This window comes from Enterococcus sp. AMC1623 (assembly GCF_058216495.1).
In genome coordinates this window covers 2,528,363-2,547,010 of sequence record NZ_CM177096.1, presented here as the reverse complement: position 1 = coordinate 2,547,010, position 18,648 = coordinate 2,528,363, and the positions used below count along the sequence as shown (strand labels likewise).

General features: G+C 37.2%; 20 protein-coding genes and 1 other annotated feature. Of the genes, 1 reads left to right on the top strand and 19 read right to left on the bottom strand.

Translation table 11 applies throughout. The features are described from left to right. Positions 1-116: 116 nt before the first annotated feature. The 9 genes from AC4BC7_RS12245 to yfmF all read right to left on the bottom strand — a co-directional run bounded on the left by AC4BC7_RS12245 (position 117) and on the right by yfmF (position 9,418). A complete protein-coding gene (locus AC4BC7_RS12245; RefSeq protein ID WP_243430659.1) occupies positions 117-557 on the bottom strand; it encodes a hypothetical protein in 441 nt (146 codons plus the stop codon). Positions 558-619: 62 nt separating this feature from the next. After that, positions 620-844: a hypothetical protein gene (locus AC4BC7_RS12240; RefSeq protein ID WP_207941928.1), complete on the bottom strand. Its 225-nt coding sequence runs from the start codon at positions 842-844 to the stop codon at positions 620-622. A 66-nt stretch (positions 845-910) separates the two neighbouring features. Next, positions 911-2,467 (bottom strand): ribonuclease Y, encoded by a 1,557-nt coding sequence (gene rny, locus AC4BC7_RS12235; RefSeq protein WP_207941927.1) that lies wholly within the window; start codon positions 2,465-2,467, stop codon positions 911-913. A gap of 265 nt (positions 2,468-2,732) precedes the next feature. Further along, a complete protein-coding gene (recA, locus tag AC4BC7_RS12230) occupies positions 2,733-3,773 on the bottom strand; it encodes a recombinase RecA (RefSeq protein WP_207941926.1) in 1,041 nt (346 codons plus the stop codon). A gap of 111 nt (positions 3,774-3,884) precedes the next feature. After that, on the bottom strand, positions 3,885-5,129 hold the full coding sequence (locus AC4BC7_RS12225) for a competence/damage-inducible protein A (RefSeq protein WP_207941925.1): 1,245 nt from the start codon (positions 5,127-5,129) through the stop codon (positions 3,885-3,887). A 126-nt stretch (positions 5,130-5,255) separates the two neighbouring features. After that, complete coding sequence (gene pgsA / locus AC4BC7_RS12220) at positions 5,256-5,837, bottom strand: CDP-diacylglycerol--glycerol-3-phosphate 3-phosphatidyltransferase (protein ID WP_207941924.1); 582 nt, start codon at positions 5,835-5,837, stop codon at positions 5,256-5,258. A 40-nt stretch (positions 5,838-5,877) separates the two neighbouring features. Further along, entirely contained in the window at positions 5,878-6,759 is an 882-nt protein-coding gene (locus AC4BC7_RS12215) for a helix-turn-helix domain-containing protein (RefSeq protein ID WP_490502994.1), read from the bottom strand. A 102-nt stretch (positions 6,760-6,861) separates the two neighbouring features. Then, positions 6,862-8,157, bottom strand: a complete 1,296-nt coding sequence (gene yfmH, locus AC4BC7_RS12210; RefSeq protein WP_490502993.1) for an EF-P 5-aminopentanol modification-associated protein YfmH — start codon at positions 8,155-8,157, stop codon at positions 6,862-6,864. A gap of 1 nt (position 8,158) precedes the next feature. After that, entirely contained in the window at positions 8,159-9,418 is a 1,260-nt protein-coding gene (yfmF, locus tag AC4BC7_RS12205; RefSeq protein ID WP_490502992.1) for an EF-P 5-aminopentanol modification-associated protein YfmF, read from the bottom strand. Positions 9,419-9,564: 146 nt separating this feature from the next. Here yfmF and mscL point away from each other — a divergent pair, with 146 nt between their 5' ends. Beyond that, positions 9,565-10,032, top strand: a complete 468-nt coding sequence (mscL, locus tag AC4BC7_RS12200; protein WP_207941920.1) for a large conductance mechanosensitive channel protein MscL — start codon at positions 9,565-9,567, stop codon at positions 10,030-10,032. 40 nt (positions 10,033-10,072) lie between these two features. On the opposite strand, the gene AC4BC7_RS12195 is transcribed toward mscL, so the two are convergent. The 10 genes from AC4BC7_RS12195 to gltX all read right to left on the bottom strand — a co-directional run bounded on the left by AC4BC7_RS12195 (position 10,073) and on the right by gltX (position 18,324). Beyond that, positions 10,073-10,516 (bottom strand): GNAT family N-acetyltransferase, encoded by a 444-nt coding sequence (locus AC4BC7_RS12195; RefSeq protein WP_490502991.1) that lies wholly within the window; start codon positions 10,514-10,516, stop codon positions 10,073-10,075. Positions 10,517-10,572: 56 nt separating this feature from the next. Next, complete coding sequence (locus tag AC4BC7_RS12190; protein WP_016176080.1) at positions 10,573-10,818, bottom strand: Veg family protein; 246 nt, start codon at positions 10,816-10,818, stop codon at positions 10,573-10,575. Positions 10,819-10,975: 157 nt separating this feature from the next. Then, complete coding sequence (locus tag AC4BC7_RS12185) at positions 10,976-11,530, bottom strand: RNA polymerase sigma factor (RefSeq protein WP_490502990.1); 555 nt, start codon at positions 11,528-11,530, stop codon at positions 10,976-10,978. Positions 11,531-11,632: 102 nt separating this feature from the next. Next, complete coding sequence (locus tag AC4BC7_RS12180; protein WP_207941917.1) at positions 11,633-12,175, bottom strand: NYN domain-containing protein; 543 nt, start codon at positions 12,173-12,175, stop codon at positions 11,633-11,635. After that, positions 12,172-13,005: a 23S rRNA (guanosine(2251)-2'-O)-methyltransferase RlmB gene (gene rlmB, locus AC4BC7_RS12175; RefSeq protein WP_490502989.1), complete on the bottom strand. Its 834-nt coding sequence runs from the start codon at positions 13,003-13,005 to the stop codon at positions 12,172-12,174. Before rlmB ends, AC4BC7_RS12180 begins: the two co-directional genes overlap by 4 nt. A 54-nt stretch (positions 13,006-13,059) precedes the next feature. Continuing rightward, on the bottom strand, positions 13,060-14,001 hold the full coding sequence (gene hemH / locus AC4BC7_RS12170; protein ID WP_490502988.1) for a ferrochelatase: 942 nt from the start codon (positions 13,999-14,001) through the stop codon (positions 13,060-13,062). A 19-nt stretch (positions 14,002-14,020) separates the two neighbouring features. Next, positions 14,021-14,413, bottom strand: a complete 393-nt coding sequence (locus AC4BC7_RS12165) for a Mini-ribonuclease 3 (protein ID WP_490502987.1) — start codon at positions 14,411-14,413, stop codon at positions 14,021-14,023. Continuing rightward, positions 14,413-15,819, bottom strand: coding sequence for a cysteine--tRNA ligase (gene cysS / locus AC4BC7_RS12160; protein WP_490502986.1), 1,407 nt, complete (start codon positions 15,817-15,819; stop codon positions 14,413-14,415). Before cysS ends, AC4BC7_RS12165 begins: the two co-directional genes overlap by 1 nt. Then, on the bottom strand, positions 15,791-16,345 hold the full coding sequence (epsC, locus tag AC4BC7_RS12155) for a serine O-acetyltransferase EpsC (RefSeq protein WP_207941912.1): 555 nt from the start codon (positions 16,343-16,345) through the stop codon (positions 15,791-15,793). The genes cysS and epsC overlap by 29 nt, the downstream gene beginning before the upstream one ends. A gap of 323 nt (positions 16,346-16,668) precedes the next feature. Continuing rightward, positions 16,669-16,867: a binding site (T-box leader), on the bottom strand. Next, positions 16,867-18,324, bottom strand: coding sequence for a glutamate--tRNA ligase (gltX, locus tag AC4BC7_RS12150; protein ID WP_207941911.1), 1,458 nt, complete (start codon positions 18,322-18,324; stop codon positions 16,867-16,869). (Overlaps the previous feature by 1 nt.) Positions 18,325-18,648: the final 324 nt, after the last annotated feature.

Genomic DNA, 18,648 nt, shown 5'->3' with positions numbered 1-18,648 from the left:
TTTAGTAAATCTAGTGTTTTTGTAAAAAAAGTGAAAATAATCTGAAAATTATAACTTTTAATGTTATGTTTTATTACATGGGAAAGCGATTTTTATTTGAAATAAGTCTTCATCATTTATTCCAATACGTTACCTCTTAAAATGACACGCCCATCTCCTAATCCGGAAGAAAAAACCTCTCCCTTTTCGTTAAATTCTAATTCCAACACATATTTCGTTTCCATTGAATCAATATAGGGAAAACCTTGTAAACGATGCGTTTCTCCAGAGAATTTATAATCTATAATCACAGACATATCTTGATCATTAGGCAAAATATTTTGGTTGGTTACACTGTGAATAGTGTGCGGTGCTACGTTCATTGAAAACAAAATTTGTTCCGCTTCTGATTGTAAGACATTAATCTGCAACGGTTGGTTGGTTTGATTTTGAATGGTTATACTTAATCCATCTTGATAGTATTTGAAGCGACCTTCTTTATTACCAAATACAATAAAACCTAACGCCCCACTAATTATCATTCCCCAGGTTAAGATTAAGCCGATTTTACTTTTCATGTGATACCTCCTGCCTATTACACTGAAAAAGCATGGCAAGTCTTAAAAACAAAGCCACGCTCCTACTTCTGTTTATCTAGTTTGTGATGTGTCTCTTTTTTTCGTTTTTTTCGTATTCGCAACATTTCAATCAGTAATAAAATGAGACTTGTAAAAAAACCCGAACCAATAAAATCTTGATTGATGACATATTCAATCGTTATGCCAATAAGACTAGCCATAATCATCACCAAAATAAGATGGAGATACGGATGAGTTTTAATGAATTGTTGGTCGTTTTTACGCATAAAATCACCTCTTCTTGTAGTATAACATGAAAAAAGACACCCTCTTTTAAGAGGATGCCTTTTTGACTATTTAGCGTAATCTGTTGCACGTGTTTCACGAATAACAATTACTTTAATATTTCCTGGATAATCCAGTTCATCTTCAATTTTCTTACGAATGTCTCGTACTAAACGAACAGCATCCATATCTGAGATTTCTTCTGGTTTAACCATTACACGCACTTCACGACCGGCTTGAACAGCGAAACTGTAATCAACTCCGGCAAAGCTGTTAGAAATATTTTCTAAGTTTTCTAAACGACGAATATAGTTTTCAAGTGATTCACTACGCGCTCCCGGACGAGCCGCAGATAATGCATCCGCCGCTGCTACCAAAACAGAAATGACAGATGTTGCTTCTGTATCTCCGTGGTGAGAAGCGATGGCATTGATTACCACTGGATTTTCTTTGTATTTCGCAGCTAGTTCTGCACCAATTTGTACATGAGAACCTTCAATTTCATGATCTAGTGCTTTTCCGATATCATGTAAGAGACCTGCACGTTTTGCTAACTGAATATCTTCACCCAACTCTGCTGCAAGAACACCTGTTAACTTCGCAACTTCAATTGAGTGATTCAAGACGTTTTGACCATAACTTGTTCTAAAGCGTAAACGTCCTAAAATCTTGATTAAATCTGGATGTAAAGTATGCGCACCAACTTCAAAGGCTGCTTGTTCACCATATTCGCGAATGCGTTCATCCATTTCTTTCCGTGATTTTTCAACCATTTCTTCGATTCTTGCAGGGTGAATCCGTCCATCTTGAATCAATTTCTCTAAAGTCATCCGCGCAATTTCACGTCGGATTGGATCAAAACCAGATAACACTACTGCTTCTGGTGTGTCATCAATAATTAAATCGATGCCTGTAAGTGTTTCTAATGTGCGAATGTTTCTTCCTTCGCGACCGATGATACGACCTTTCATTTCATCATTTGGTAAAGTCACAACAGAGACAGTTGTTTCAGATACTTGATCTGCTGCGCAACGTTGAATAGCTAATGAAAGTAAGTTTTTCGCTTTGCGATCCGCTTCTTCTTTTGCACGTTGTTCAGATTCTTTTACCATAACCGTTAATTCATGATTCAACTCTGCTTCGGTTGATTTCATAATGATTTCTTTTGCATCTTCTCTAGACAATGCAGCAATTCGTTCTAATTCTGCTTGTTGTTCGCCAATTAGTTTTTCAACTTCTTTTTCTCGCTCGTCTATTAATTGTTGTTTTTCACTGACTTTATGTTCTTTATTAGCCAACGAATGTTCACGTTTTTCCAAAGAATCATCTTTGCGATCAAGTAATTGTTCTCTTTGTAGTAAGCGATTTTCTTGTGATTTTAACTCAAGTCTACTTTCTTTCAACTCACTTTCAATTTCTGATCGGTACTTTTGAGTTTCTTCCTTAGCTTCTAACAACGCTTCTTTTCGTAAAGTCTCTGCTTCTTTTTTGGCAGTATTTAAAATACTAGCTGCAGTATTTTTCGCGCCGTTCACAGCTTTTTCATGGCGAGAATTTGTGACAAAAATACCAGCGAATAGACCGACAATTAATCCGATGATAGCGAGGAGAATGTTAAGTCCCATTGATGAATCACCTCCATACTATCTTTCTTATTTTCAATTTGTAGTTTTTTGATAAACAAACATTAGAATAAAATTATCAATATGCCTACTTGCATATGTGTGCTATACACACAATTTTATTCTAATGTTTGTAAGGAAGAGTGTCAACTTAAAAAAGACGAGGTGCCTCGAAAACGCATGCGCTACCATTGTTTTAATTTCGCTTTTTTTATATAAAAAATTACGGTAAGAAAACTAAACAAGTTCTTACCGCAATCTTATTTGCTTATTTTCCTAAAGGAAGTTCTTCCTGTCCTTCTTCCTCTAATGTTTCACCTGTTCCAATACCATACGCATCACGGACGCGTGCGGATACTTCAGTAACCATTTCTGGATGATCTTTCATATAATTTTTGACATTTTCACGACCTTGTCCAATTCTGTCACCTTTATATGAATACCATGCACCACTTTTATCAATGATGTCTTTTTCTGCGGCCATATCTAATAGCTCACCAACTTGAGAAATTCCTTCTCCATACATAATATCTACTTCAGCTACTTTAAATGGTGGTGCTACTTTATTTTTGACAACTTTAATTTTAGTACGGTTCCCAATAATATCCGTACCTGATTTTAATTGTTCGGCACGACGCACTTCTAAACGAACAGTCGCATAAAATTTCAATGCACGTCCACCAGGTGTTGTTTCTGGGTTACCAAACATAACACCGACTTTTTCACGAATTTGGTTAATGAATAACGCAATTGTTTTCGTTTTGTTGATAGTACCTGACAATTTACGTAACGCTTGAGACATTAAACGTGCTTGCAACCCAACGTGAGCGTCACCCATTTCGCCGTCAATTTCGGCACGTGGTACTAAAGCTGCTACGGAGTCAATTACGACAATATCTACCGCGCCACTGGAAACTAACGCATCGGCAATTTCTAACCCTTGTTCACCTGTATCTGGTTGTGAAAGTAACAATTCATCAATGTTCACGCCTAATTTTTCAGCATATTGAGGATCTAGCGCGTGTTCCGCATCAATAAACGCCGCGGTACCGCCTTGTTTTTGAACTTCTGCAACAGCATGTAAAGCAACCGTTGTTTTACCAGAACTTTCTGGACCGTAAACTTCTACAATACGTCCTCGTGGAAAACCACCTACACCTAAAGCGACATCCAATGCTAATGAACCACTTGGGATTGTTGAAATACGTTGGTCTGCTTTTTCACCAAGTTTCATTACTGCGCCTTTACCGAAGTTCTTTTCAATTCTTTTTAATGCAGCATCTAAGGCTGCTTTACGATCATCTGCCACTCGGATAATCCTCCTTATATTCAAATCATGTCAATTACATGGTTTTTCTTCATGTATCTATAATACCTTGTCTTCTAACAAAAAGCAAGAATTATGCGAACAAACATTCGCCTATCGATTCAATAATGCTCGCCGTATTAAATCCAAGCCAGTCATCACTGCGCTGTGTCGAATATAACTACGATCTCTTGTAAAATGATAGTTTTGACTATGGACTCCTTGTTCGTTAGCTAAGGCAATCCAAACCGTGCCAGCTGGCTGTCCTTCTAATTCATTGGGTCCTGCTACCCCACTAAAGGCAACTGCATAATCGGTTTGCGCTAATTTCCGAGCATTAATTGCCATTTGTTCAACACATTCTTGACTAACAGTTCCCACTTGTTCTAAAAATTCTTTCTCAATTCCTAAAAAATTAGCTTTCGTTTCCGCTGAATACGTAACAAACCCGCCAGGAAAAACTTCAGAAACACCGGAAATATCACCCAACGCTGCTTGAAAAGCTCCAGCGGTTAAACTTTCTGCAGCAGTCAATGTCTGTTGATTTTTTTTCAATAATTCAACGACAACATTTGCTAACGAATTTTCTTCTCCGTAACCATAGAAAAATTCACCCACACGTTCTTGAATAATTTTTTCTAAGTCATCAAGTTGTGCCAATCCCTGAGCTTCATCTGTCGTTTTGACTGTTAAACGCAACGTTACTTCATTTGGTTTTGCATAAGGAGCAATCGTTGGATTTGTTTGCCCTTGAATTAAATCAGCTAAATCAGTCACTAACTGTGATTCACCTATACCATAAAAACGCAATACACGAGAAATCAATTGATCTTTCTTTTGGAATTTTTCTTTGAGTAATGGAACTACTTCATTATAAAACATCGGTTTTAGCTCGTTTGGCGGCCCAGGAAGTAATAAGTAATGATTTCCCTTATCAGAAGTATAAAAGATACCTACGGCTAAACCAGTGCTATTTTGTAAGGAAATACCGTCTTTAAAAATTAACGTTTGCAATAAATTATTTTCGGTCATGGGACGTTGACGCTTCTCAAAAAAAGAAAGCAGCTTTTGATAGCCTAATTCATCACGTATTAATTCTTGACCTACATGGGCTGCTGTGACCTGTTTCGTTAAATCGTCCTCAGTTGGACCTAAGCCTCCACACAGAACAATGAGTTCACTACGTTGATCCGCTAACGCCAATAACGATGCTAAACGTTCTGGATTATCTCCAACAACGCTATGATAATACACATCAATCCCTAAGCCTGCTAACTCTTCTGATAGAAAAGTGGCATTGGTATTTACTACTTGCCCTAATAACAATTCAGTTCCTACTGCAATAATTTCTGCCTTCATGTGTCACGCTCCTACTCTAATATACGTCATTTATCCTTTTTTATTTTAAATCATTAAAGAATTTTCTCAAAGAAAGTCGTTTGCATCAAAAAAAGTCAAACATCCTAACGATGCCTGACTTTCTTTTTACATTGAGCCCTTAAATACTGCTGTATTTTTTGCAAAGTAATCTACACCCGAATAAATCGTGAAGATTAAGCAAATATACAACAGGATTTGGTCTACTGGTACGCCAATTAAATTAAATGGTACATTGTCGATTAACAAGAAAATAATCGCTAGCATTTGTGTCGCTGTTTTGATTTTCCCAGGCCAAGCAGCCGCCATCACTTCGCCACCTTCGACTAATAATAGACGTAAACCAGTAACTGCTAACTCACGACAAATAATAATTGCTACTACCCATGCTGGAGCTTTTCCTAATTCAACTAGCATAATAAAAGCTGTCATGACTAACATTTTATCTGCTAGTGGATCAGCAAATTTTCCAAAGTTGGTCACTAGGCCTTGCGCACGCGCAATGTAACCATCTAGCCAATCCGTAAAGCTTGCTATGGCAAAAATAATAGTAGCCACTAGATGTGTCACTGATAGGTTAACGGAACCTATAGACAACGTTCCCCAGTCTAGCGACGGTATGGCTAAAATTAAAATAAAAATCGGTATCATCAAAATTCTTAAAACAGTTAACTTATTTGGTAAATTCACTTACGTTCCCCTTTTCTTTCGCTTTGGCTATAAGACATAGTTACTCTTGATAAGAAATAGTGAAATGAAGATTTTTTTGTAACAATTCAAACCTTGAATCACTAAAATCAACAACTTCTCCATCGGCTTTCACTTCAATGTTTGCACTCTCGCCTAAGATAACCATGGCTTGTGTCACGCCTTCTGGTAAAGTTATGTTCGCTTCTTCTTCTGGTTGTAATGTTTGTTGAAATACGTAATTATTATCTACCAAAACGCCTATCCAGCAACGATCCGTTTTCCCTACAAACGTCAACTCAAGAGGATCATTTGCTTCTGAAATGGTAAATATTGCATCAGTTTGTGTTGATTCTTCACGTTTGATTGACAGCTTTTTTTCAGGTTCTGACTCGCTTGATTGCTGCTCACTAGAAACATGAGTTGACGCTTCGGTATTGGAAACAAGAGATTGGTCTACAGTGATAGATGGTTGACTTTGATTGCCAATAATCGGTGTTGCATGGCGATCTTGCCATGTCATATACCCAACAATTGTAATAATTGTTAATGCTACCAAACCTAATAAAACCATTGGCGTATATTCAGTTAGTGTCTTTCTACGTCGTACAGTCTCTTCGTGTTGCGCTTTACGTGAACCACTTACTTTTTCAGGTTCAGGGCGCTTAGGAGGTTCTTTTTCAAAACTATCTTTCCCATCAAATACTGCTACTAAATAGTCCCCATCTTCGCCTACTACTGCTGCATATTCACGAATAAAAGAGCGCACATAATACTCTCCCGGCAATACATCAAACGCACCTCGTTCAATTGCTTCTAAGTAACGTCTTTGAATTTTGGTCTGCTTTTGCAATTCATTGATGCTGATATTTTTTTTTCTTCGGGCTTGCCGTAAACGATCTCCAATAATTAGTTCATTGCCCACTCGTCCATCTTCTCCAGTCTTTAAAATCAATATAACCTAGAATACCATAAATAAAACCCGTTGAGGATAGCTAATTGTGCAGTCTCAAACAAATTTTAAAACTTATTTTTCTAATGGTGACAAATAAAAACGACTAAATGCTTCTTTTTTAATAAATTGATGACCTGCATGTAAAACATTTTCTAATTGAATCGATTGAATCACTGCTGGTACATCAAATAAGGTGACATCGCCAAACAAGTCTTGTGTAAACTGATTGGCGATAAATTCTAATGAGTTTAACGATTGGAAGTATTTCCCAAGCATTTTTTTCTTCAAAAGAACCAAATTCTCTTCGTTGACTTCCGAATCTCGGTCGAAGTTCAAAAGTAGTGCTTCAATTGCTGCGGAAAATTCATCTGGATGGTCGGAATCTCCAGAAAAGTCAGCAAAATGAAAACTGCGGTCTAATGAAAACTCAAAGCCAAATGTATCGTCAATCACACCGTCATTGTACAAGCGTAAATAATTCTTACTTGTATTCCCAATTAACAATTGGAACAATAAATTAAGCGAGGTTCTAAAGCGCAATAACTCCACTTCTTCTTTTGGTAAATTTTCTTGAAATCCTTTGATTCCTACAACTACTTTTGTACGATTCACCGGCATTTGCACCGTGCTAAACGGAATAATATCTGCTACGGTTTCTTCTGGGAAATAACGTTTGATTTCACGAATTTCTGCAAAAGATTTTGCGGCTTGATTGTCACGAATCAACGTTAACATCTCTTCTGGATCAATATTTCCAACAACAAATAAGGTCATATTACTTGGATGATAAAACGTATGATAACACGCATATAGATCTTCAGCGGTAATGTCAGCAATACTTTCAACCGTTCCCGCAATATCAATGTGTAACGGATGTTTAGGATACAGATTTTTAAGAATGCCAAAAAATTGTCGCCAACTTGGGTCATCATCATACATTTGAATTTCTTGTCCGATAATCCCTTTTTCTTTTTCGACTGTTTCTTTTGTAAAATAAGGATCTTGAACAAAATCAATCAGCGTCAACAAGTTTTCTTCAATGTTATCCGTTGCCGAAAAAAGATAACTAGTTTTAGTGAAACTCGTAAAAGCATTCGAAGACGCACCTTGTTTTCCAAATAATTGGAAGACATCCCCATCTTCTTTTTCAAATAATTTATGCTCTAAAAAATGGGCAATTCCATCAGGCACACGTCGCGGTTCGTCACCGACATACCCGAATTCATTATCGATGGACCCATAATTCGTACTAAATAATCCATATGTTTTGTGAAAACCTGGTTTTGGCAAAACATATACTTTCAATCCATTAGGTAAAACCTCTTTATAAAGTACTTCATTGAGTTGCTCGTAAACTTTTTTCTCCATGTTATTCCTCTCCATCTAAAACAAAAATTGCTTGTAAAGTGATGTCTTGTGCCACAGCTTGGATTTCTTCTTTAGTGACTGCCATCAAGGCCGTCAGAAATTCTTCTTCAGTTAATTGCGTGTCTGGTAACCACTGATTCAAATAAGCCGTTTCGATTAATGCTTGCGGACTATCTAAAGACAATAAAAATTGATTGCGTAACATCGCTTTTGTTTGGGCAATTTCTTCTTCAGTGAACTCACCTGCACAGAGACTTGCCAATTGTTCGTTTACCAATTCCAAGACACGGGTCCGATTTTTTCCATCAATTCCTGTTTGGACAGTGACTAATCCGCGAAAGGTATCAACACTACTTGACGCATAATAGGCTAAACTTTCTTTTTCACGGACATTTAAAAAGAGTTTCGAGTGCGGGAAACCACCAAATAATCCATTAAAAACCATTAAAGCAAAGCGACGATGATCGCCATAATAAACAGAAGTCTGAAAGCCCATGTTTAATTTAGCTTGCGTGACTGGTTCATAAACTACTTCTTCATTTACAGTAGCAAGCAATGGTTGATGATAATAAATATCTGGATGTTGACGCTCGGTTTTAGGAAATTCCCAGTTGGTAAAAGCTTGCTGCACCTGTTCTTGCGTGATGTCGCCTACCACAAAAATATCAATTTGATCGTTGTGCAACATCTCGTGATACGTTGCCACTAGCTCTTGCGCAGTAACATTTTCTAAATGCTTAAAGTCACCAAAGCTAGGTACTTTTTGGTTTTCATTTTCATTAAAATATAGTTCTTGTAAACGTAGTGAAGCCATTGTTTGCTTGTCTTCATGCAAGCTTTTCAAATAGGCAATTAAATTTTCTTTTTCCAAGCGAAATGTCTCTTCCTCAAAGGCATCTTTTTTGATATTAGGATAAAAAAGGATGTCTTTTAAGAAATCCATTCCCTCGGTAAATACCTGGTCATTACCAATGTATTTACCATTTACTAAAGATAACGCAACATTTATTTGATGTAGGTTGCCTTTTTTTCCTACATTTAAACCAAAACTAGCACCATATAATTCAGCTAATTTAGCACTTAAATCAGTTTGATTTGGATAATGTAAACTATTTGTTTCAAGTAGACTTGTTAATAATGTTCGTTTCGCTGCTGTATCTTTGCTATGTGATGCTGAAAAGCGAATAAACGTTCGAATCGTTTTATATTTTTCAGTTGGAATTACCGTTAATTGAATACCAGGTTGTAATTGGATCGCCATCTTTTTGCTCCTTTGTCTTTGTCATTCTTAAAGATTATAACATAGGGGACTGATTACAGAAAATTAACAGAATTCTAGCTTTATTGTTTTTCAATTACTTACGATTCCGTTATACTACACTTATCAATAAAGAAAGGAGAATTCATATGAAAAAATTATTTACAGAATTTAAAGAATTTATCGTCACTGGTAATGTTATTGATTTAGCAGTCGGGGTTGTTATCGGTAGTGCGTTTACAGCAATAGTTACACGAGTTGTTGAAGGTTTAATTACCCCATTAATTGCATTAGTTATCAGTTTATTTACCAACTCTACAAGTATGGACGATTCTATTGGCGCGTTAGTATGGTCACCAAGAAAAGGCGTAGTCTTTGATTTTGGTAGTGTGATTACAGCTATTATTACATTCTTAATTACTGGTTTCGTTTTATTCGCAGTGGTTAAAGGCATTAATAAACTACAAAGCTTCAACAAAGCCCCTGAAGAAGAAGAGGAAGAAGAAGTAACTGCTGAAGATTACTTAGCAGAAATTCGCGATTTATTACGTTTACAATCTGGTCTACCAGTTGACGTTGAAATTGTTGATGAAGATAAAAAAGAGGATAACGTCTAGCACGCCTCTATCTTATAATCAAAAAAAGCCAAACTATGCTCTAATAGTTTGGCTTTTTTTGCATGTCTAGATGTGGAATACCGTCTTCTAAATATTCATTTGAAATGGCTTGAAAACCAAATGCACCGTAAAAGTCTTGTAAGTGCGCTTGTGCACTAATTTTAATTGGTTGTAAGGGATAATTTTTTTCAATAAAAGTCATGACTTCGGTAATAAGTCTCTCACCTAGACGTTGGCCACGCATTTCTTTTGCGACTAAAACCCGACCAAAATGAAGACTCTCGACTTCTTGATAAATCCGAGCATATGCCAATACCTTTCCTGTTTCATCAGCAAACCACAGATGAATGGCATCCAAATCAATGGCATCAACTTCTTGATAAGGACATTCCTGTTCAACCACAAATACTGCTACTCGAATTTCCATTAGGCGATGATATTCAAGCGTTGTTAGTTCTGAAAAGTTTTTCATTCTAATTTGCATTAATTTCCTCCACTAAAAAAGAGCTTGCGTATGCGCCAAGCCCTTTTAATTTCTTATTAGACTGCTTCAGATAGAAATTCAATTTCGACTGTTTTAGTCAAAATATCTGAGTAACTATATGAAACACGTTCAAACGAATTTTCATCTGGATCAAGATCCACCACAAATACTGATGGGTATGTTTCTGTTAAGATTCCGCGACGTTCTGTTTGACGTTTTCTTCCAGTCTGAGCAACCAGCATGATTTCGCTGCCGATACGACCTTCTAAGTCTTTTTTGATTGTAGCTAAAGTTGTTGGCATCCCGTTCACCTCGAAATCTATTTTAACATAATTGTCTAAAAATTTCAAGTTTACCACAATACAAATAAAATTTCAACTTCAATATGCTGAGAAAGAGAAAAAATAATGCACAAAATTTTATCATTTTGCAGGTACGTATGAAAACAAGACGGAAAAACTAGTCTGTTTTTAATTTTCTCAAGTGCTGTGTAATTTTACGTTTGGAACGGTCATAGGCACTGCGTAAGGCTCGTTCTGAAGTAATGCTAGCATGATTGCCTAAGACATATACAGCAAACGCTTCTTTCTCTAGTGCTGACAAGAGGTCTTGACATTCCTCTAACGTTTCTTGCACGAGAATATGGTCTAAAGGATTAGCTGACATGCTATAATCTGGCGCTAGTTCGTTGCCTTCTTGTAAAAATTTCTGCTCATAAGAAACCGTCTGTTGATTACTTTTACGTTTATAGGCGCACTCTTTTCGAACAAAACTACGAATACGATTTTCAAATGCTCGTTTGAAAAATGCGCCTAAGGTTGTCCCAAAACCAGGTTCAAAACTTTGTAGGCAATCATGGAACGTAATCAGTCCTTCTTGAAGCCAATCTTGATCGTCAAAATCGCGTAAAAAATATTTGTTACGGATGCTATAAACTAGTGGGCGATAATGCGAAAATAATTCCCGCAATGCTTCGTCATCGCCTTTTTTTGCTTGTCGAATTAACTGCTGCATAAAAATAAAAGCTCCTTTCATCAACTGATGAAAAGAGCATAACATGATTATTTTTCAGATTCTCTCATTGATTGCCTCAACTTTTGACAATTTTTGATTTACTCATTTTTTATTGCGTGGCTTTTTTTGACTTAATTCTTTTAATTTCTGTTCTAAAGCACTTAATTGCTTTTCATCCCAAGGAGAGTTACGACGATAATTGGTAAAATGAATATCTTGTTGGTGTTGATGAATAGTTTTTTCCGTTTTTTCAACTGTTTTATATAACTCACGGGCAGAGGTTCGTAAAGCCCCTTGAGAAAAAACAACCCATTGTTCAGCTAAATCACTCGTCGCAACTGTTACTTGCGTCAAACGATTGTTCAGTTCCCCTGCTACGCGTTCGATATAGCTATCTGCTGTTTCGCCTTCTTCGGTAAAAACCACTTCCAATTGATATTTCGTATAATTTTGAGTAATTCCAGGAACCAATTGCGCATCAAAAACGACAATCACTCGAATGTTTTCATATTTAGCATAGTTAGATAAACGTTGCAGCAAAGCCTCACGTGCATCTTCTAAACGGTCTTGATTTTTTAGTGTCACTAATTCCGGCCAAGCACCAATCATATTGTATCCATCCACTAGCAACAGTTGTGTTTTCATAGACTATCGCCTCGTTGACGAAAGGCTTCATACATTAATAAACCAGCTGCCACAGATGCATTTAAACTTTGAACGTGACCAACCATTGGAATGGTCAACATTTCATCCACTTCTTTTTTCAAGCCTTCGCTCATACCACGACCTTCATTCCCAATGATTAAGGCAATCGAACCTTGGGCGTTCCATTTTGAGTATGGCGTTCCTTGCATGTCGGTACCAAAGATCCAAAAGCCTTTTTCTTTTAATTCTTTAATTGCTTGATGAATGTTTGTTACACGAGCAACCGGTACATGCTCAACTGCGCCAGTTGAGGTTTTTACAACGACTGGCGTAATCCCTACTGCCCGATGTTTGGGAATAATAATACCATCAACTCCACTGGCATCGGCCGTACGCAAAATCGAACCAAAATTATGCGGATCTTCTAAGTTATCTAAAATTAAATAAAATGGATTTTCTTTGCTTTGTGCCATTAGTTCAAGCAATGACAAATATTCATAAGGAGTAATTGCTAAAATTAAGCCTTGATGAACGCCTTGATTACTCATTTGATCTAATTTTTGTTTTGGTACCCATTTAACAGGTACCGATTGTTCACGTGCGACTTCTTTTAATTCATCAATTTTGTCGCCACTTGCATCTTCTGAGACAAATAATTTATTGCCACGACCTTGTTTCAATGCTTCAACTACAGCATGGTGACCAAAAACAAAATTTTCTTCGATTTCTTCATCGGTACGGACAGTGGTTTTTTCTTCACGCGCATTTGGACGACGGCGGTCATTGTTTTTAGAACTGTGTCGCTTCTCATTTTTAAAATTTTTCTTCATCTTTCTCATCCTTTGTATAAAAAGCCCACCCCAGTAAACTGAGGCGGCTTTTAATTAATTTGTCGCAAGTTGTTTTAAAATTTCAGCTAATTTTGGATCATCGTTAAATGGTGGTAAGTAATAAAAAGCTTCACCACCATTTTCCATAAAATAGCCTTTATTCTCTTCTTCTAATTCTTCAATAGTTTCTAAACAGTCTGCTACAAATCCGGGCGCAATCACTAACACTTTCTTAATCCCCTTTTTAGGAAAATTGGTTAATGTCGCATCTGTAGCTGGTGTTAGCCATTCAGCGGGACCAAATTTAGATTGATAGGTTTGATAAAAAGGCACTTCGCCAATTTGTTGCATGATTAATTCAGTCGTTCGGGTACATTCACTTGGATAATTATCGCCATCAGACACATAAGAAACGGGAATACCATGATAGCTAAATAATAAGGCATCTACAGATTGTTTTTCTAATTGATTTTTGATTTTATCCGCAAAATATTGAATGTACAGTGGATGATCGTAAAAGGAACGAACAAAATGCAAATTCACGATTTTATCACTTTTAACAAAATATTTCATCACATCATCAAAAACCGAACCCACTGTTGTCCCTGAATATTGCGGATATAACGGTAAAATAGTTAAATCATCAATTCCTTCTGCTAATAATTGATCAATCGCTTCTGGAATAAAGGGATGACTGTACGACATGGCTAAAGCAACTTTGGTGTCAGGTAACAATTCTTGTAAATACGCTTGTTGCTGTTTGGCATAGATTAATAACGGCGAACCTTCTTTGCGCCAAATACTTTCGTACAACTTCGCAGATTTCTTCGGACGCGTACGTAAAATAATCCCATTTAAAATTGGTTTCCAAATAGCTGCCGGTGTTTTAATTACACGCGGGTCAGATAAAAATATTTTTAAATATTCTCTTACATGTGTCGTAGTGGGACTTTCAGGTGTTCCCAGGTTCACAATTAGAATCCCTTTTTTCGTCATGTTACTCTTCCTTCTGCTTCTATTTTTGTTCAGCGACTGTTTCAATACACCACTGAATCAATTCTTCCAAACGTTCTTTTTGTTCTGTCAAATGCAAATAACCCATTAAGGCTTCAAATCCAGTTGAAATACGATAGGTGGTGATATCTGCATTTTTCGCACTTGTATGACTTTTACTATTTCGCCCACGACGATAAAAATCTTGTTCTTCGGCTGTTAAAATATCTTCCTCTAACATTTTTTGCACTAAAGCGGCTTGCGCTTTGGCTGAAACATAGTGAGTTGCCATGCGGTGCAGTTGATTCGGTCGAGTTTGTCCTTGTGATACCAAGTAGTCACGAATATATACCTCATAAATCGCATCGCCGACATAAGCTAACGCTAAACCATTTAATTGTCGATAATCTCTCATTATTCTTTTCTCCATCGAGTTCCTTGCGGGGTATCTTCTAAAAGAATCCCTTGTTCTTTCAATAAATCGCGAATTTCATCACTTCGACTAAAATTACGATCTTTACGTGCTTGATTACGTTCTTCAATTAACGCATCAATTTCGGAATCTACTAGTTCTTCTTGAAAAACAATCCCAAAAATTTCTAATAGTTGTGTGAATGTTGCACTTACTTCTTCTAAAATTGCTTTAGATACTTCGCTTTGTTCACTGTATAAATTTAACCACTTCGCTAATTCATAGATAACCGTAATCCCATTTGCTGTATTAAAATCGTCATCCATTTCTTCAATAAAGCGTTCGATTAACGTTTGAATTTCTGCCAGTTTTTCCGTATCGTTTGGTAAAGAATCTTGAGCATCTGCTAAACGGAAGCCCGCATTTTCATAAGCTGTTCGTAACCGCTGCAGATTTGTGGTTGCTTCTTTTAAGGTTGTTTCGCTATAACGAATTGGACGGCGATATTGAGTAGTTGCCATAAAGAAACGCAAAACTTGTGGATCAATTTGTTGAACCATCTCATGAACTGTCACAAAATTACCTAGGGATTTACTCATCTTTTCATCGTCATCACCAATGGTTACATAACCATTATGCATCCAATAATTTGCAAAAGTTTTGCCTGTTTTCGCTTCACTCTGAGCAATTTCGTTCTCATGATGAGGAAATTCTAAGTCTTGTCCACCCCCGTGAATATCGATGGTATCACCAAGTAATTTCGTTGCCATTACCGAGCATTCGATATGCCAGCCTGGACGACCTTGTCCCCATGGTGACTCCCAAGAAATCTCTTCTGGTTTTGCTGATTTCCATAAAGCAAAGTCTAACGGGTCTTCTTTGATTTGCTGCTCTTCACCTGTACGCTGACTAGCACCAACTTCTAGTTCATCTATTGATTGATCACTTAGTTTCCCATAAGATTCAAACTTACGTGTTCGGTAATACACATCACCTTCTGCTTCATAAGCATATCCTTTGTCGATTAACACTTGAATAAAATCAATAATATCATCAATGTGGTCCATCACCCGAGGATGTGCGCAAGCGGGTTTAACATTTAAGGCTTGAGTATCTTCAGTAAATGCTTCGATAAAGCGATCTGCAACTTCAGGTGCCGTAATCTTTAATTCTTTAGCAGCTCGAATAATTTTGTCATCGACATCGGTAAAATTCGATACATAATTCACCTCATATCCGCGAAATTCCAAATAACGACGAATCGTATCAAACGAAACCGTGCTCCGACCATTTCCAATATGAATGTAGTTATAAACGGTTGGTCCGCAAACATACATTTTAACTTTACCTTCTTCTAGAGGATGAAATTCTTCTTTTTTTCTACTTAGTGTATTGTAAATCTTGATCATTCGTAATTTTCTCTCCTTTCATTCGAACAACTTTTGCTGGGATGCCTACTGCTGTGGCATCAGCAGGAATGTCATGTAACACAACTGCTCCAGCACCAACTTTTGCTCGTTCACCAATCGTTACAGGTCCTAAAATCTGAACATGAGCGGAAATTAGCGCGCCTCTTTTAACTGTCGGATGACGTTTCGTTTTATGTTTGCCAGTTCCGCCTAAAGTCACATTATGGTGCAAAATCACGTCATCTTCGACTTCTGCGGTTTCACCAATCACTAATCCCATTCCATGATCGATAAAAACACCACGACCAATTTTGGCTCCAGGATGAATTTCAATCCCTGTCATAAATCGCCAAAATTGAGCATTCATTTTTGCTAATAAATACCATTTATGTTGATATAAAAAATGAGAAATACGATGCCAAAATAACGCGTGGATTCCTGGATAAGTCAATATGACTTCTGCAGTCGAACGTGCGGCTGGATCATTGTCTTTTACCGCTTGGACGGCTCGTTTTAGCCAACTCATGTTCATTCACCTTCTTTGTTTGTTTTTTTACCTACTGATTAGCTGTAGCAAGTGAGTCGAAGGAAGGACTACCCTCGCTTCGCTCTGCTCTGCTCATCACTACTCTTCGTTCCGTTCGCATCAAGAACTAAGTAATAAATTACTAACTTCTTGAAGAATCAACTCTCTGCTCCTTTTAGTCGCTGAGTCGTTGTGATTCGGGGAAAAGGGGACTACCCTCGCTTCGCTCTGCTAGTGCTGTTCATCATCAACTCTCTGCTCCTTACAGTCGCTGAGTCGTTGTGATTCACAGCAAAAAGCGTCTTTCAAATAGGTTTCCCTATTTAAAAGACGCTTTGGGCGTGGTTCCACTTTTATTTGCAGAATTTCTCTGCCTCATATAAGCGTAACGGGCTTTTGCCGTCTTTGGTTTTTACCAAAGCCACTCCCAGGTGCATTTCTAAGTCCTTTTTGATTGCTTTCACCATCCGCAATCTCTCTTTAAAAAAGGAAACTTGTACTTCGTCTGTTCATTGTGTTTATTATAAAACTTGATTTAAATGGGCTAATGCTTTTTCTTTACCTAATAATTCAACGGTATCTGGTAATTCTGGTCCGTGTGTTTGGCCTGAAACGGCAACGCGGATTGGCATGAATAGGTTTTTACCTTTAACGCCAGTTTCTTTTTGAACAGCTTTAATGGCTGCTTTAACCGTTGGCGCATCTACAACGTCCATTGCTTCTAATTGCGCTTTAAAGGCTTGTAAAACGGTTGGAACAGTTTCACCTGCTAAAACTTCTTTAGCTGCTTCATCCAACACAGGATGTTCTGTAAAGAATAAATTAGATACTTCCACGATTTCTGCTGCATAACTCATTTGTGGTTGATACAAGCTGACAACTTTTTTCAACCATTCTAAACGTTCTGGGGTTGGATTTTCTTCCATGCGACCATCTGCGATTAAATAAGGTAAGCACATATCTGTCAATGCATCTAGATCTAATTGTTTCATGTAATGGTTGTTAATCCATTCTAATTTCTTGCCATCAAAAGCGGCAGGAGATTTGCTTAAACGATTTGGATCAAACATTTTAACGATTTCTTCTTGAGAGAACAACTCGTCTTCACCCACTGGCGACCAACCTAACAAAGCAATAAAGTTAAACATTGCTTCTGGTAAATACCCTAATTCACGGTATTGTTCAATAAATTGTAGGATAGACTCATCACGTTTACTTAATTTTTTCCCTGTTTCTGAGTTAATAATCAAGGTCATATGACCAAAGCGCGGTGTTTCCCAACCAAATGCTTCATAAATCATCATTTGTTTTGGTGTGTTCGCAATATGATCATCTCCACGCAATACATGCGTGATTTTCATTTCATGGTCATCAACTGCCACTGCAAAGTTATAAGTTGGCATTCCGTCACGTTTTTGGATAACAAAATCGCCACCTACATTATCTGATTCAAAAGCAATTTCACCTTTAACGATATCATCAAATTTGTATTCTACATTTTTTGGTACACGGAAACGAATAACTGGTTGAATACCTGCTGCTTCTTTTGCTTGTTGTTCTTCAACAGAAAGGTTGGCACATTTGCCACCGTAACGAGGGATTTCGCCACGCGCACGTTGCGCTTCACGTTCTTCTTCTAATTCTTCTTCTGTACAATAGCATTTGTACGCACGATTGCTAGCTAATAGTTGGTCAATTAATGGTTGATAAATATCTTTACGTTCAGATTGACGATAAGGACCATACACACCTGGATTTTCTGGAGATTCATCCCAATCAATGCCTAACCATTTTAAGTTTTCTAATTGGCTTTTTTCGCCATCTTCAATATTACGTTTTTGATCGGTGTCTTCAATGCGGATAATAAATTCACCGTCATTGTGACGCGCATATAAATAGTTAAATAATGCTGTTCGAGCATTTCCGATGTGTAAATGCCCAGTTGGACTTGGTGCATAACGTACACGTACTTTTGTCATTGTCATCTTCCTCTTCTTTTGAATGCGAATGCTAACAATTAGCTTCGATAATAGATTCCTGCTTATCTACAAAATAAGCCTTTCAGCTAGAATTGTACATTTAATAAGCAGATTAGTAAAGTCAACCGACTAACTAATCCGTTTTTCTAGCTATTTTTTATTTTTCTTAGTTAAATCAACACATCTGCTGCTTGCTTTAGTTTCAATTTATGCTTTTACATAAGTAAACCAACAAAAGCGAACCTGTCAAACTTGCAACGATACGGTTACAGCGTGCTACGATAAAGTTCTTACCCAAAAATAACCAATCAGTTAGAATGATAA